This window comes from Pyrodictium occultum, assembly GCF_001462395.1.
GTDB lineage: Archaea > Thermoproteota > Thermoprotei_A > Sulfolobales > Pyrodictiaceae > Pyrodictium > Pyrodictium occultum.
Map to the genome: position 1 here is coordinate 697,076 of NZ_LNTB01000001.1, position 14,255 is coordinate 711,330.

Here is a 14,255-nt window from a genome sequence, read left to right on the forward strand (position 1 = left end):
TGGCTAGAGGTGTAGGCTATGGCGCTTGGCGTACCGGTACTCATACTCAAGGAGGGCACCCAGAGGGTTTACGGGAGGGAGGCTCTCCGCAACAACATACTAGCAGCTAAGGTCCTCGCAGAGGTGCTGAAGAGCAGCCTCGGGCCCCGAGGACTCGACAAGATGCTCGTCGACAGCTTCGGCGATGTAACCATAACCAACGATGGCGCCACCATACTCAAGGAGATGGAGATACAGCACCCCGCCGCCAAGCTAATGGTAGAGGTGGCTAAGGCCCAGGATGCCGAGGTGGGCGACGGCACCACCAGCGCCGTGGTACTGGCAGGTATGCTTCTCGACAGGGCCGAGAACCTGCTGGACGAGAACATACACCCCACAACCATCATCGAGGGCTACAAGAAGGCCCTCGACTACGCCCTAGGAGAGCTATCAAAGATAGGCGTAAAGGTCGATGTGAACGACCGCCAGCTCCTCAAGAGGATAGCCTCCACCAGCCTCTACAGCAAGTACGTCGGCAGCGGTGCCACCATGGACAAGCTAACCGACATGGCTGTGGAGGCCGTGCTACGCGTAGCCGAGCCCAGGGGCGACGGCACCTACGAGGTGAGGCTGGACAGGGTGAAGATAGAGAAGAAGAAGGGCGGTAGCCTGCTCGACAGCCAGCTGGTAGAAGGCATTGTGCTCGATAAGGAGGTTGTGCACCCCGGTATGCCCAAGAGGGTTGAGAACGCCTACATAGTGCTGCTCGACGCCCCGCTCGAGGTGGAGAAGCCGGAGATAACTGCTAAGATCAACATAACCTCCCCCGACCAGATAAAGGCGTTCCTCGATGAGGAGGCCAAGCTGCTCCGCGAGATGGTTGACAGGATATACGAGATCGCCGTTGAGAGGATGAAGAGGGATGGCATGGAGCCTGGTAAAGCCGGCATAGTGGTGATAACCCAGAAGGGCATCGACGAGGTGGCCCAGCACTTCCTAGCCAAGAAGGGCATAATGGCCGTGAGAAGAGTCAAGAGGAGCGACCTCGAGAAGCTGGAGTACGCCACCGGCGGCAGGATCGTGAGCAGCCTCCGCGACCTGAAGCCCGAGGACCTGGGCTTCGCCAAGCTAGTTGAGGAGAGGAAGGTCGGCAATGACAAGATGGTGTTCATAGAGGGCTGCCCCAACCCCAAGGCGGTGACTATACTGCTACGCGGCGCTAACGACATGGTGCTGGATGAGGCCGAGAGAAGCCTGAATGACGCGCTGCACGTGCTGAGGAACGTGCTGAGGAAGCCCCTGATCGTGCCCGGCGGCGGCGCGGTCGAAGTGGAGCTGGCTATGAGGCTTAGGAAATACGCTGAGAGCCTAGGCGGCAAGGAGCAGCTAGCAGTAGAGGCTTACGCCGATGCTCTGGAGGAGATACCTATGGTGCTGGCCGAGAGCGCCGGCATGGACGCGCTGCAGGCACTCATGGACCTGAGGAGGCTGCACGCTGAGGGCAAGGTCTTCGCCGGCATCGACGCAGTGGAGGGTAAGATAGAGGAGGACATGACCAAGGTCAATGTGATCGAGCCGATACTAGTGAAGGAGCAGGTGCTGAAGAGCGCTACCGAGGCCGCCACCGCTATACTGAAGATAGATGACGTGATCGCCGCTGCGCCCAAGACCGAGGAGAAGAAGGGCAAGAAGGGTAAGGAGGAGGAGGAGTAACCTCCCAGACCTCAGAGGCTGGATACAGCCAAATCCTATTTTTACATTAGTTCCGGGCTTCTCTGCGTTGCTGCACGCCGCCTCTTAATACTTCCAGGCACATGTGCTCACATCGCCAGGGGCTTAGGCGCACTATCTCGCTTTATACCTCCCGTGTATGCACGCAGACGTCTCCCCGGGGGCGGGAGTTTTGGCTGCCTCAGAGGCGAGTGTAAGCGAGCTTAGGAAGAAGATTAAGATAGGGCCGCCATGGCTTACGAGGTTCGAGAGGGCACGTGTGATAGGGGTCAGGGCCCTGCAGATAAGCATGGGCGCCCCTGTGCTCATAGACCTGGAGAGCGAGCCCGAGCATGTCCGGGAGAGCCCGGTGCTCATAGCCAAGAAGGAGGTAGAGGCTGGAATTCTGCCTCTGACTATTATAAGGTATACACGGCGGGGGGATGCGCAGGCTATACCTCTAAAGTGGCTTGTTGAGCTGGATAAGCTCCGTGTACACTAGGGATGCTCTTCCTCCTTTCTCTGGGCCCTAAGCGCCCCTTCGCTGCTGCAACCTCCCTGCTAGGGGTGTGTCCTAGCGTGGCTGTGGGTGAGTGGCCGGCGTGCCTCCGCGGCGGAGTCTACGGCGCGGTGCAAAGCAGAGCTGTCCTATGGGCCGTGGGTATGTGCTGGTAGTTGCAGAGAAGCCTAAGGCTGCGCGCAAGATAGCAGAGGCGCTTGCCGATGGGTCTGGCGCGAGACTCTGCCGCTCTGGCCGGATCCCCTTCTGGATGGTCTACTGGGCTGGCCGCCTACACGTTATCGCGCCGGCCGCCGGGCATCTTTATGGCCTCACTACAGATGAGCATGGGTTCCCTGTGTTCAGCTACTACTGGGTGCCGCTATGGCGCATTGACAGGGGGGCCTCTCACACTAGGCAGTTTCTCGATGTGCTGGGGAGGCTCGCAACCAGCGCGGCAATATTCGTGAATGCCTGCGACTATGATATAGAGGGCAGCGTCATAGGCTACATGGTTATAAAGAATGTTGGGGATGTTGGGAGGGCCTACAGGGCTAAATTCAGTGCGCTGACCCGGCAGGACGTGAGGAGGGCCTTTAGGAAGCTTGACCCCCTAGACTGGGATATGATTGAGGCAGGGCTGGCCAGGCATGAGCTAGACTGGCTGTGGGGTATTAACGTCAGCAGAGCGCTCATGGACGCTGTCAAACTCGTCACCGGCAGGCGCGTGGTGCTTAGTGCCGGGCGCGTCCAATCGCCCACGCTCATAGAGGCCGTGTCCAGGGACAAGGAGATCAAGCTTCACGTGCCCCTGCCAAGGTTTGCGGTGCGCGTCACAGTAGAGGTCGGCGGCCGGAGCTATACTGGCACGCTCGCAGCATACGAGGAGAGGCGTGCAGCCGAGGCCGCGGCAGAGAGGCTGAGGAGGAATAGGGTGCTCCGTGTGGAGCACTACCGGGAGTGGATGGAGAGGCTGCAGCCGCCTTACCCCTTCAATCTAGGCGACCTGCAGGCGGAGGCTGCCCGGCTCTTTGGCTACAGCCCCATGTTCACTCAGAAGATAGCCGAGCAGCTCTACCTCGAGGGGCTGATAAGCTACCCGAGGACTAACAGCCAGAAAATACCTCCTACAGTAGACGTGGCATCTATAGCGAGGAGCCTGGCTAGGCTCAACGAGTACCGGGAGCTCATAGACTACTTGCTGAAGGCCACCCGGGGGCTGTTGAGGCCGCGCAACGGACCTAAGGATGACCCCGCACACCCCGCGATACACCCTACGGGGGAGCTGCCCCGGGGGGCCCTCGACAAGGCCGAGCGGAGGATATACGATCTAATAGTGAGGAGGTTTCTCGCCTCCATGGCGCCTGCAGGGGTGGTTGCTAAGGCTAGCGCTAGACTGGCAGCGCCCGGCATAGGCTCGATGGAGCTGGCGGGCCTGCGGGTCGAGGAGCCCGGGTGGCTTAGAATATACTACTTCGCAGCGCCCGAGGAGAAGGCTATACCGCGTCTCAAGCCGGGAGGCCTAGTGCCTGTGAAGAGGGTATCCCTGAGCATCTCATACACAAGCCCCCCAGAACCCTATAGTAAGGCCTCACTCGTTAAGTGGATGGAGAGGGTCGGTATAGGCACCGAGGCCACGAGGGCCAGGATTGTGGAGCTCCTCTTTGAACGCGGCTACCTGGAGGCGAGGGGAAGGAGGGTTGAAGCCACCGAGCTGGGCTACGCGGTGGCCGGGGTTCTCTCAAAATACTTCCCGCAGCTCACAAGCGTGGCTCTGACCAGGCACTTCGAGGAGAGGCTCGAAGCTATTAGAGCTCGTAGAGCTGGCCGCAGGGAGGTGGTAGAAGAGGCCAAGGCAGTGCTCCGGGAGATGCTGGAAAGGTTCAAAGCTGAGGCTATGAGGGATGCAGGGATGGAGCTTGCAAAAGCACTCGGCTTGGTCAGACCCGCGAGGAGGTGCGTTATCTGTGGCCGCGAGGCGGTGGCGGATGGCCTTTGCAGCTTCCACCTAGAGGCGGTTAAGAGGCTCGTAAATATGTACGGGGAGTGGCGTAGGAGGGCCGGCCTAGGGTGTAGGAAGTTCCTAGAGAGTATTGCTGGGCTCCGTGCAGCAGGGCAGTGGGTGCGCGAGGCCGCGGAGTACTTTATGAAAAAGGGGGCCTGCCCGCCTGGCCTAGCCGAGTATGAAGCTTAGAAGCCCAAGGTAGGGTATGCGGAGCGGTGCACTGACCCTCCTGCCATCTATGTTCAGGCTGACCTGGCATACTACTCCGACAACATCGCTGTAGCTTACTCCCGTCCAGGGCTGAAGCCCCATGGTGGCATCATCTACCGGGTTGTTATCGCCCTTGGTTATGTAGCAGAGGGGTCTGCAGCCGGGGCCTTTCTCTATCTTCACAACCCGATGGATTACCAGTTCTCCGCGGAGGCTGTGGTATACTATTATGTCGCCTATCTTTATATCGGTTGGCGGGGGCTTGTGTATGACCACTATATCACCGTTGTATAGAGTCGGCAGCATGCTGTAGCCCTCGACGACCACAAAGGGCGATGATATCCCTAGCCGAGAGCCCAGACCGGCACGCAGCAGTACAGCAATAGCTACAACTGCTACTATGACTGCTACAGTCTTCATCTCCTCGCTGTAAGGGTTCAAACGGCCGGCGGGCATAGCAGACATCCCTTAACGAGTTATAATGGGATAGCTAGCTCTCACTCCTCGTCGATGTCGTCTATGTCGATTTCTATCACTTCGCCCCTTCTCTCCTCCTTCTCGCCCGTTATAGAGGCCTTTGCACCCTTACCGGACTCTAGCTCGACCTCGCTGCCACCCACCTTTATCTTGGAGACTACTGCCCTCCACCGATACCCGCAGTTAGGGCAGACGAAGCTACCCATGACGGTTATTGTTACACGGCCCTTGGAGTCGGGGAAGGGCGATACAAGCTGCCAGGTTTTCACCGGCTCTGTTCTTGTACCACACTTGGGGCAGACATATGGGTCTCTTTTCTTCCTAGCCACAGCCACCACCATGCATCTCTGTATTACCGTTGCTAGTCACGCGGCATGGCGTCTAATAACGGCACTGCAGCAGGCCCCTTTAGATTACTGGCTTAAACCTTATTGCTGGCGACAACTCCGCCAGTCCACGGTATAGGTTATCTATTATGGCGTTCACTGTTGCAGGCCTAGGCTCGGCACCCATTGTTGGGATACGCACCTCTAGCTTAATCCTATCACTCGAGGCGCTTAGAACCGTTATGACTACGTCTTGAGGCCTTGTGGCGAGCCTGCTCTCTGCCAGAATGGTCCTGATAGCCTTCTCTATATATTCTATAGGGCTCCCACGCTCAATCTCAGGCTTGTTCACCTCAACCTCTAGTGTGACCACGCTCTGTATGCTGGTAAGCTGGGTAACCGGCTCGCTAACCATTATGTGGTTGGGTATGAATACTATCTTCCCACTGAGGGTCCTAATGCGCGTGTACAAAGGACTTGTTTCTATTATCTTGCCCTTTATCCCCAGCCTTGGCAGCTCTATCAGGGAAGCTCCTCTGAAGCTCTGTTTAGATATCAGCATGACGTAGTAGGCTGATATGTCCGCTATTATATTCCAGTTCGACAGGAATACAACGATGAGCAGGGCTACTAGGGTGTATATTACCGCTGGCGCACTGGTAAACATGTACACTATGATTATCGCTGTAGTCACATATGTTATGAGCGCTATAAGCTTGTAGATACGCTCCGAGAGGACGCTGGGCAGTATCTCGCGCCTTTGGAGCCTTGAAAGTATAGACTTCACTAGCCTGAGGAACAAGTAGACTATGACAAATACGATTATGACCTCTATCAGTGGAGGTATTAGCTTCGTCCTCACAATGATTACTGTCTTTCCGAGGAAGTTAGTCACGTTATTAACGGAGAATGCTTCTGCCGTAGTATTGGTGGCCAAGGCAGGGCTCCACCCCTAACCTGGACCCATGCAGTGCAGATCCTTCTACCTAAAGGCTTCCAGAAATTCCTCTATCACATCATCACGTACTAGTGCAATTATCTGGAAGCCTGCCTCGAGGCGAAGCACCTCGCCCGGATCATGGAACTCCTCGCCATCGAATACTGCTAGTATCTTGACCCCGCTGCGTGGATACTTGACCTCGTCGAGTAGCTGGCCCTCCACGCTGCTGCCCTCTGCTATGGTTATCGTTACTAGCCGGAAGCCTCCCACGTATACCGGGACCAGCTCTACCACGTTGTACTTGCCCTCAATTACCCCCTCTACTATTGAGCCTATTACGCGGGGCTCTACTATTACATGCTCCGCTATTCCTATCCTTGAGAGTATCTGGGCTATTCTGCTGTCCCTAACCTTCACTATTACCCTCGGTACTCCATAGTCTCTGGCTATCAGTGCTGCGAAGAGGTTTACCTCATCCCTGTTAGTGGCCGCCACGACGACATCGATGTTAGCTATGTTTACCTCATCGTAGGTCGATGGGTCCGTGGCGTCCCTAGCATATGATGCCACGTCCGCCTCCTCCGCAACCTCCCTGGCCTTTTTCTCGTCTTTGTCGATTACTATTATTTCATGTCCCTTCTCGGATAGCCTCTTGGCTAGAAGCGAGCCAAGCTTACCAGCGCCAATAATTAGTATTCGCATCCCCTAGGAGCCCCTGGGCCGGCTTGGAGGGGGGTGCGGTATATGGGTTTGCCAGCAGAGCTTTACGGAGACTTTGTAATAGAGGATGTGCGTGCAAGGATGATTCTCGACTCCCGCGGCAACCCTACAGTTGAAGCCGAGGTTGTTACAAGGGGTGGTGGTTTCGGCCGGGCTGCTGCACCTGCAGGAGCATCTAAGGGATCCCATGAGGCTCTGGAGCTCAGGGATGAAGGCAAGGCGTTCAAAGGGAAGGGTGTCAGCCGGGCTGTGTATAATATCAATAGTGTGATTGCTCCACGTCTACGAGGCCTTGACTCTAGGCATCAGAGACTGATAGATTCCCTAATGTGCCAGCTTGATGGCACTCCCAACAAGTCTAGGCTTGGAGCCAACGCTATTGTTGCAGTATCGCTTGCGGTAGCTAAGGCCGCCGCAGACACTGCAAGCGTACCCCTTTACGAGTACATCGGGGGAGTAGGAGGTACTTTCATCCTACCCGTCCCCCTCCTAAACATAATTAATGGCGGCGCTCATGCGGGTAATGAGCTCAGCTTCCAGGAGTTCATGATCATGCCTGTTGGCGCTGACACGTTTAGTGATGCTATCAGGATTGCGGTAGAGGTGTACCATACTCTGAAAGGAGTGCTCAAGGAGAAGTATGGAGCTATGGCCGTCAATGTCGGCGATGAGGGAGGCTATGCACCCCCTATGAAGAAGAACAGGGAGGCTCTTGATGCCTTGATCAAGGCCATCTCTAAGGCAGGCTATACCCCCGGCCAGGAGGTCCTGCTCGCTCTTGATGCTGCTGCCTCCCACTTCTACGATAAGAGTAGGAACGCGTACATAGTTGATGGGGAGCAGCTTAGTAGAGAGGAGCTACTAGAATACTACATGAGGCTTGTAGATGAGTACCCTATAGCCTCTATAGAGGATCCCTTCTACGAGGAAGACTTCGAGGCTCATGCTGAGCTTACGAGCCGTATCGGAAACCGGGTTGCTATAGTAGGGGACGACCTATATGTCACTAACCTGGAGAGGCTGAGGAAAGGTGTAGAGATGCGTGCTACCAATGCGGCACTGCTCAAGGTTAACCAGATAGGTACTCTCACAGAAGCCATGGATTATGCACGCGCCGCCGCGGCTAGCGGCATGAAGGTTATCGTGAGCCACCGCAGCGGCGAGACAGAGGATACGGCAATAGCCCATATAGCTGTGGGCATGAGAACCGGGTTTATCAAGACAGGTGCACCGGCAAGGGGTGAGAGGACTGCCAAGTACAACGAGCTGTTGAGAATAGAGGAGGAGCTAGCGGGCGACGCAGTGTATGCTGGGAGGCTGGCACTCCGCGGACTTATCTACTTCTACACTGCGAGGGGTATCCTACAAGCCTAGGGCCGGGAGGCGCCGAGGATTGTGGCCCGGGGAAGGCTGGTACTTGTAGCGACGGCTAAACCCTGGCATCTTCAGCCGGCTGAAGAAGAGATAGGCGACGCCCTCATAAGATATGATAATAACGTAACGTTGGAGAGAGAAGAGGTGGCACCCCTCCTATATGTCTTCTCCACTAGACTCTCACCTTTCGACGCCTTTAAGATTGTTGTGAGGGAGCCACCAGCCTATGTAGAACGTGTCGTACCCGCCGAGCTCATTATCGGCGTGAAGGTGGAGGTTGAGGACAAGAGGGGCCTCCGGAGCCTCGTGGAAGCCCTTGTGGTGCTTCTCGAGAAGCGCGGCGTGGACTCTATCAGAGTTGAGGCTAAGCCTAGGGGATTCTTCCTTCTGGGAGGTGATGAGAAGAGGTGGAGCCGTGAAGTAGGACGCCTGGTCAGCGGGATGGCGGGGGTTAGGGTGCTCCGAAAGGCGCCCTGGAGCATTAAGCTTGAGGATACCCGATACGGGGTTGTCGCAGCCCTCATGAGGAATCTATGGGATAGAATGCGGCTGTGGAGGTATCGCAGGCTGGGCATTGAAGGCGAGGAAGAGAGTAAAAGGTAGTACAGCGGGCCCCCTACATGGGTAGGCTGAAACTATGCCTACTGCACGTGACATAATCGAAAGTGTCTTGGAGCATCCCTCGGTGTTCAAGAGCAAGGAGAAGCTGTATCCAGAGTACGTGCCAGCCTATCTACCCCATCGAGAGGATCAGCTAAAGAGCCTGGCAACATACTTTCGTCCACTGCTGCTAGAGCCGGGCGCCATCTCGCAGCGTGTACTCCTCGTCGGGAGCATAGGTACGGGGAAGAGCGCGACGGCTAGAAGGTTTGGAAGCGATTTCAAACACCTTGCCAGGCAGAGGGGCATAAAACTCGAGTATGTGCATGTAAACTGTCACCGAGACCGCACGCTCTACTTTGTCGTGCAGGAGATAGCCAGGCAGCTCCACATACCTATCCCGCCACGCGGCCTCTCGGCCCAGGAGATGTTCCAGATTATACTGAAGCACCTCGAGAACCGGGACACCTATGTTATAATCACCCTTGACGAGTTCGACTACTTCATAGAGGTTGCTGGGAACGACGCAGTGTACTTCCTCATACGCACCTACGACGAGCACCCAGAGCTGACCAAGCGGATAAGCTACATATTCATTACCAGAGGGCTGACAAGCCTCAGCAGGCTGGACTCCGCTACAGAGAGCTACCTGGTCAGAAACGTTATACACTTCAAACCATACACCAGCTCGGAGCTCTTCGACATATTGAAGTATAGGAGTGTCGAGGCCTTCTACGAGGGTACTGTAAGCGACGATGTACTCAGCTACATAGCCGAAATCGTTGGAGTAGACACCGGCGGGAGTGGTAACGCTAGACTCGCCCTCGAGATACTAATGCTCGCCGGCACAGAAGCCGACGACGAGGGCTCCCCCATGCTCACCATAGAGCACGTGAGGAAGGCGTTTGCCAAGACAAACCCTAACCTATCAATAATGATAAACGACGTTATAAGGCACTTGCCCCTCCATGAGCTCCTGATACTGCTCGCCGCGATAAGGGTGCTTAGACGCTCCTCCGAGGCCTATGCAAGGATAGGCGAAGTTGAGGAGGAGTATCAGCGCGTCTGCGAGGAGATAGGCGAGAAGCCGAGGAGACATACCCAGGTCTACGAGTACATCATGGATCTAAAGAAGAGGGGCGTTGTGGACGCACGTGTATCCGGTAAGGGCTACCGGGGGAAGAGCACTCTCATAGGCATAAGCGTCGGCCCTCTCGAGCTCCTCGAGAAGCATGTAGCGGAGATAATAGAGTACAAGAGGGAGGGTGAATGAGCATAGAAAGCGACGAGCTGGCGAGGATACTCGGCAGCAAGGGTAAGATCAAGATCCTTAGCCTGCTTGCCAGAAGCGGACAGCTCAACATAACTAGGATTATTAAGGATACAGGGCTCCATCACCGTCTCGTGGAACAGCATCTCGAGGAGCTGAAGAACGCAGGGCTCGTAGAGGAACAGCGCATAGGGAGACTAAGACTATTTAGTCTTAGATACGACAACCCCAAGACAGCTGTACTGATCGAGCTTCTCCGAGCCTTCAACAAGTAGAGCCGGTAGAGCCGGAAACCGCTCGGAGTGCTTTACAAGCCGGGGCTATACCGGAGATCTGGGGGCCCACAGTCCTCTATCCTCGAGGGGCGTGGCGGGTATGGAGCAGATCGTATCCAGCCCGGCCCAGAGCCCTAGGATGATTGACATATCACAGAAGTCTGTCGTGTACCGGGAAGCAGTCGCTTATGGCAGGATAAAGCTGAGAAGGTCCACCATAGAGGCTATAAGGAAGGGGCTCGTGGAGAAAGGCGACCCTCTCCTAGTAGCGTCTATAGCGGGTATTCAGGCTGCTAAGATGACGCCCCAGCTTCTGCCCATGTGCCATCCCATAGAGCTTACAAATGTCGATGTAAAATGCTTCATAGAGGATGAGGATCACGTAGCATGCAGGGCCAGGGTTAAGGCTATAGCGAGGACCGGCGTGGAGATGGAGGCGCTTACTGCTGTTAGCGTAGCGCTCCTCAACGTATGGGATATGGTTAAGAAGCTTGAAAAGGATGAGAGAGGCTTGTACCCGGAGACGGCTATAGAAAAGATAATTGTCGAGGAGAAGGTGAAGAAGGAGGGCTAAGGCGCCTCAGTTCCGGCATTAAGCCTCGTTTTATGGGGCCCTGGTGCTAGATTGGGAGGGTGGTCTGGGACCCGCCACCCTTTCTACGCCGCCTGCTTCTAGAGCTCGTTCTAGACCTAGACCTCTTAGCCGTCTTTGTAGCTGCAGCGGGCTGGGCGGAGCCAGTAGCAGTAGGGCCCTTGCCCTCAGCAGCCTCTCCCCCCGCTGCCCGGGCACCCGCGCTTGCAGGCGAGGGCTTCTCTAGCCTCAGCAGAAGCATGTTAACATGCTCCTTGACCCTACTATACATGGGGCCCGCCAGATACTTAACCATGCTGTCGGTCAGGTTGTAGCCTATTACAAGCCGTGCTGCGTAGTCGGGCCGCTCCCTGAATATGACAGAGAGTAGCGGGATTACCTCGCTCTTAGCCCTTGCCCTTGATATGTGGAGACGCTTAGCTATAACCTCGGCCAGCGCATCCCTGATCTCACGTACTTCCTTTGTGCGTGCGAGCATCATTATCTTCTGGGGAAACTGGTACCTAGCCCACTTGAACTTGCTCTTCTTCCTAGCCAGCGCCACTCCAGGGCCCGCCAGGTCGAAGACATAGGAGAGGAGGTCCCAGGACTGGGTGCGGATTATCCTGCCGAGGAATATGTCGGCCCGGGCCAGGGCCTCATGCGCTCTCCATATATCCTCGGGGTCGCTATACTGCGCAGCGATATTCTCGTTCACCCACTGCAGCATAGTATTATAGTCTAGATCAGTATGGGTGACTGCACGCTTAGCCTGCCAGGCATACCTTGACATGAACAGGTGGCGCAGCATCTCCCAAGGCGTGTACTCGCGATCCCTCGAAGCAATCACACCCCTGACTATGTCCACCGTGACCCTGCCATAGCCCTCAGCTATTGCCTGGAGATCATTTATCGCCGAGCGTAGATCGCCCTCACAGCGCTGGGCTATGAGCTTGAGGGCAGCATCCTCGCATTCCAACCCCTCCATACTACATATCTTCTTCAGCACCTGCACCACATGGCGCTCGGACAGCCTGTTAAAGGGTATCATGAGGGCTGCTTCGCGGAGAGGGCGGAGCTTCTGATCCCAGGGGTCATTGGCAGTCATAACTATCGGGTGACGAGCAACCTTTATGAGATCTAGGATAGCGTCGAGCCCGCCTTTGTCGGCCGTACCAGATATGCCGTCCACCTCGTCGAGTAGAATTATCCTCCTACGGCCAAAGAGGCTGCTCTGCGTCGCAGCCACCTTAGCTATCCTGTTTATATCCTCGCGTCTCCTGAAGTCAGACGCGTTCATCTCTATTAGCTCAAGCCCAAACTCGTGAGCGGCTGCCTCTACGAGGCTTGTCTTACCCACGCCAGCAGGCCCATAGAGGAGGGCCGCCTTCTTCTCCGGAGGCCGCCCAGAGAGCCACTGGCGCAACCATGGTATGAACTTCTCCTTCGCCTGTTCCTGGTTAACCACATCATCTATCCTACGGGGCCTATACTTCATGATCCAGGGGAGGTTCCTTGTCGTCAAAACCAACCCCTCATGCCAGGGGATGATACGCCGCGGAGCTGATGCCCCCGTGACAGCGGAGGCCATGGTAATAATAACGTGGCATGGCTTATGCGCTCATGGTCTACGGGAGCTAGGAGCCCTGCAGCTTCTGCCCCAGCAGGGTCAGCCATGCCAGGAACGCGTTGAGCTGTATCTCGTCGTCGGCTCCTTCTACAAGCCTGAACTGTATCTCCCCCGTGTAGTCTGCTATCATCACCCTTACCTCCTCGGGTATTTTCAACTCCTGGCTGAATATCTCGCGGTGGATCTGCTTTATCACATCCGTGCCGCTCAGCCCGTAGTTTATCATTAGGCCCCTCAGCTTCTCGCGGGCCTTCATGAAGTCTCCGCTTAGGGCTAGCTGTATAACCTCTCTTATCTCTCTGGGATGAGCTAGCCCCACCACCTTGTACACCGTCTCGGGGGTTACAACACCCAGGGCCGCCGCAGCCTGGAGGGTGTTTATGGCGCGCCTCATATCGCCCTCGCTGATCTCGTATATGGTCTCCAGGCCTTCCTCTGTATACTTGCAGCCCTCCTGCCCGCATATCCATTTTAACCTGGCCACCACGTCCTCCTTCTTGAGCGGCGTGAACCTGAAGAGGGCGCAGCGGGACTGTATGGGCTCTATTATCTTGCTGGGGAAGTTTGCTATTAGTATGAAGCGGCTGGAGGCAGTATACATCTCCATTAGGCGGCGGAGCGCCTGCTGAGCGTCGGCGGTCATGTTGTCGGCCTCGTCGAGCAATACTATTTTGAAGGGCACGTTAGGCGGCGTTCTGCTACGCGCAAACTCCTTAACCTTAGTCCTTATCGTGTCTATACCCCTCTCGTCGCTGGCGTTTAGCTCGAGCATATACTGCATATAATTCTCTCCATAGAGGTCATGGGCCAGCGCGTGGGCCGCTGTGGTCTTACCGGTACCCGGCGGCCCTACGAAGAGGAGATGAGGCATGTTCTTTTCCTCAACAAACTTCTTGAGCCTCCTAACTACCTCCTCCTGATTCACTATCTCATCCAGCGTTCTAGGCCGGTACTTCTCCGCCCAGAGTAGCTCGGAGAGGCTCGTGCTCAAGGCTGGATCCTCCATACCCCGGTATACTGGACTCTACACCAGCTAACGCCTATATTAGAGCGGTTACGCTAATTCCCGCACCGGGCCCCTACATGGGCAAGGACAGGCTTAGCCTCATGTTGAAGATCTCCGAGATAGCGTATAAACTCCGGCCAGTACGCGTAATGGTGCTCCGGGACGAGAAGCCGTTCACCGTCGACGGGCAGAAGGTGGAGCTGCAAAAGGGCATAGAGATGGAAGTACCCTATTGGCTATCAAGAGTACTTATAGAGGAGGAAGTCGCCAACACTACCGAGATGCCAATAACCATAGAGGATATAGCCCGTGTGCACTTCTCCGCGCTAAGCGCCAGAACGCCAGCCGACCTGGAGCCCCTGCCCCAGAACTTCTACAGGAATGTAAAGGATCTCATAGAGAGCCTCGAGGAGAGGATTAGACGCGAGCTGAACCCCGCCCTACTGGAGGAGAAGCAGAAGGCGATCCAGTACCTGGCCGAGATTGTGGACAAGAGGCTCCTCATAATGCTTCAGAGCTTGAGAAGCCCCACCGCGATAGCTGAGGTCTCATCAAAGCTAGCCCCAGAGGAGGCTATGCTCCTCGAGACGTTATATAAGACCATCGAGGAGTGGAAGCGTAACATACTGCCAGAGCATCAATAGATTCATGTATGGGAAGGGT

The 14,255-nt window shown here is 55.9% G+C and carries 15 protein-coding genes; 9 read left to right on the forward strand and 6 right to left on the reverse strand.

The features are described from left to right. Window positions 1–18 precede the first annotated feature (18 nt). From thsA to CF15_RS03820, 3 genes are all read left to right on the forward strand, one after another. Entirely contained in the window at window positions 19–1,692 is a 1,674-nt protein-coding gene (gene thsA, locus CF15_RS03810) for a thermosome subunit alpha (protein WP_058370609.1), read from the forward strand. A 190-nt stretch (window positions 1,693–1,882) separates the two neighbouring features. Continuing rightward, complete coding sequence (locus CF15_RS03815) at window positions 1,883–2,191, forward strand: DNA-directed RNA polymerase subunit K (protein ID WP_236698115.1); 309 nt, start codon at window positions 1,883–1,885, stop codon at window positions 2,189–2,191. 148 nt (window positions 2,192–2,339) lie between these two features. Next, window positions 2,340–4,382, forward strand: coding sequence for a DNA topoisomerase I (locus CF15_RS03820; RefSeq protein ID WP_058370610.1), 2,043 nt, complete (start codon window positions 2,340–2,342; stop codon window positions 4,380–4,382). Here the strand turns inward: CF15_RS03820 and CF15_RS03825 are convergent. From CF15_RS03825 to CF15_RS03840, 4 genes are all read right to left on the reverse strand, one after another. Then, on the reverse strand, window positions 4,362–4,859 hold the full coding sequence (locus CF15_RS03825; protein WP_070807818.1) for a signal peptidase I: 498 nt from the start codon (window positions 4,857–4,859) through the stop codon (window positions 4,362–4,364). The two genes, CF15_RS03820 and CF15_RS03825, sit on opposite strands and share 21 nt — an antisense overlap. Window positions 4,860–4,900: 41 nt before the next feature. Continuing rightward, window positions 4,901–5,209: a CpXC domain-containing protein gene (locus CF15_RS03830; protein ID WP_058371372.1), complete on the reverse strand. Its 309-nt coding sequence runs from the start codon at window positions 5,207–5,209 to the stop codon at window positions 4,901–4,903. 79 nt (window positions 5,210–5,288) lie between these two features. Then, window positions 5,289–6,143, reverse strand: coding sequence for a mechanosensitive ion channel domain-containing protein (locus CF15_RS03835; protein ID WP_058370612.1), 855 nt, complete (start codon window positions 6,141–6,143; stop codon window positions 5,289–5,291). Between the two features lie 45 nt (window positions 6,144–6,188). Then, window positions 6,189–6,848: a potassium channel family protein gene (locus CF15_RS03840; RefSeq protein WP_058370613.1), complete on the reverse strand. Its 660-nt coding sequence runs from the start codon at window positions 6,846–6,848 to the stop codon at window positions 6,189–6,191. 42 nt (window positions 6,849–6,890) lie between these two features. On the opposite strand from CF15_RS03840, the gene eno reads away from it, so the two are divergent. The 5 genes from eno to moaC all read left to right on the forward strand — a co-directional run bounded on the left by eno (window position 6,891) and on the right by moaC (window position 10,959). Then, window positions 6,891–8,240 (forward strand): phosphopyruvate hydratase, encoded by a 1,350-nt coding sequence (gene eno, locus CF15_RS03845; RefSeq protein WP_058370614.1) that lies wholly within the window; start codon window positions 6,891–6,893, stop codon window positions 8,238–8,240. 21 nt (window positions 8,241–8,261) lie between these two features. Continuing rightward, complete coding sequence (locus CF15_RS03850; protein WP_058370615.1) at window positions 8,262–8,843, forward strand: hypothetical protein; 582 nt, start codon at window positions 8,262–8,264, stop codon at window positions 8,841–8,843. Between the two features lie 34 nt (window positions 8,844–8,877). Then, window positions 8,878–10,113 carry an ORC1-type DNA replication protein gene (locus tag CF15_RS03855; RefSeq protein WP_058370616.1) on the forward strand — a complete coding sequence of 412 codons (1,236 nt, stop codon included), beginning with the start codon at window positions 8,878–8,880 and terminating at the stop codon, window positions 10,111–10,113. After that, window positions 10,110–10,385 carry an ArsR/SmtB family transcription factor gene (locus CF15_RS03860; RefSeq protein ID WP_058370617.1) on the forward strand — a complete coding sequence of 92 codons (276 nt, stop codon included), beginning with the start codon at window positions 10,110–10,112 and terminating at the stop codon, window positions 10,383–10,385. The genes CF15_RS03855 and CF15_RS03860 overlap by 4 nt, the downstream gene beginning before the upstream one ends. A 100-nt stretch (window positions 10,386–10,485) precedes the next feature. Next, window positions 10,486–10,959 carry a cyclic pyranopterin monophosphate synthase MoaC gene (gene moaC / locus CF15_RS03865; protein WP_236698116.1) on the forward strand — a complete coding sequence of 158 codons (474 nt, stop codon included), beginning with the start codon at window positions 10,486–10,488 and terminating at the stop codon, window positions 10,957–10,959. A gap of 46 nt (window positions 10,960–11,005) precedes the next feature. Here moaC and CF15_RS03870 read toward each other — a convergent pair whose 3' ends face one another. Both CF15_RS03870 and CF15_RS03875 read right to left on the reverse strand, forming a co-directional pair. After that, entirely contained in the window at window positions 11,006–12,481 is a 1,476-nt protein-coding gene (locus tag CF15_RS03870) for a replication factor C large subunit (protein WP_083494481.1), read from the reverse strand. Between the two features lie 112 nt (window positions 12,482–12,593). Then, the gene (locus CF15_RS03875) at window positions 12,594–13,577 is read right to left on the reverse strand and encodes a replication factor C small subunit (RefSeq protein ID WP_058370618.1); all 984 of its coding nucleotides are present in this window, start codon (window positions 13,575–13,577) and stop codon (window positions 12,594–12,596) included. Window positions 13,578–13,669: 92 nt separating this feature from the next. Here CF15_RS03875 and gins23 point away from each other — a divergent pair, with 92 nt between their 5' ends. Further along, entirely contained in the window at window positions 13,670–14,236 is a 567-nt protein-coding gene (gins23, locus tag CF15_RS03880; RefSeq protein WP_168371255.1) for a DNA replication protein Gins23, read from the forward strand. Window positions 14,237–14,255: the final 19 nt, after the last annotated feature.

Excerpts from the sequence above, each read along its gene's own strand:
- thsA (WP_058370609.1), top strand. The coding sequence starts at position 19 with ATGGCGCTTGGCGTACCGGTACTCATACTCAAGGAGGGCACCCAGAGG.
- CF15_RS03820 (WP_058370610.1), top strand. The coding sequence starts at position 2,340 with ATGGGCCGTGGGTATGTGCTGGTAGTTGCAGAGAAGCCTAAGGCTGCG.
- CF15_RS03825 (WP_070807818.1), bottom strand. The coding sequence starts at position 4,859 with ATGCCCGCCGGCCGTTTGAACCCTTACAGCGAGGAGATGAAGACTGTA.
- CF15_RS03840 (WP_058370613.1), bottom strand. The coding sequence starts at position 6,848 with ATGCGAATACTAATTATTGGCGCTGGTAAGCTTGGCTCGCTTCTAGCC.
- eno (WP_058370614.1), top strand. The coding sequence starts at position 6,891 with ATGGGTTTGCCAGCAGAGCTTTACGGAGACTTTGTAATAGAGGATGTG.
- CF15_RS03855 (WP_058370616.1), top strand. The coding sequence starts at position 8,878 with ATGCCTACTGCACGTGACATAATCGAAAGTGTCTTGGAGCATCCCTCG.
- CF15_RS03860 (WP_058370617.1), top strand. The coding sequence starts at position 10,110 with ATGAGCATAGAAAGCGACGAGCTGGCGAGGATACTCGGCAGCAAGGGT.
- moaC (WP_236698116.1), top strand. The coding sequence starts at position 10,486 with ATGGAGCAGATCGTATCCAGCCCGGCCCAGAGCCCTAGGATGATTGAC.
- gins23 (WP_168371255.1), top strand. The coding sequence starts at position 13,670 with ATGGGCAAGGACAGGCTTAGCCTCATGTTGAAGATCTCCGAGATAGCG.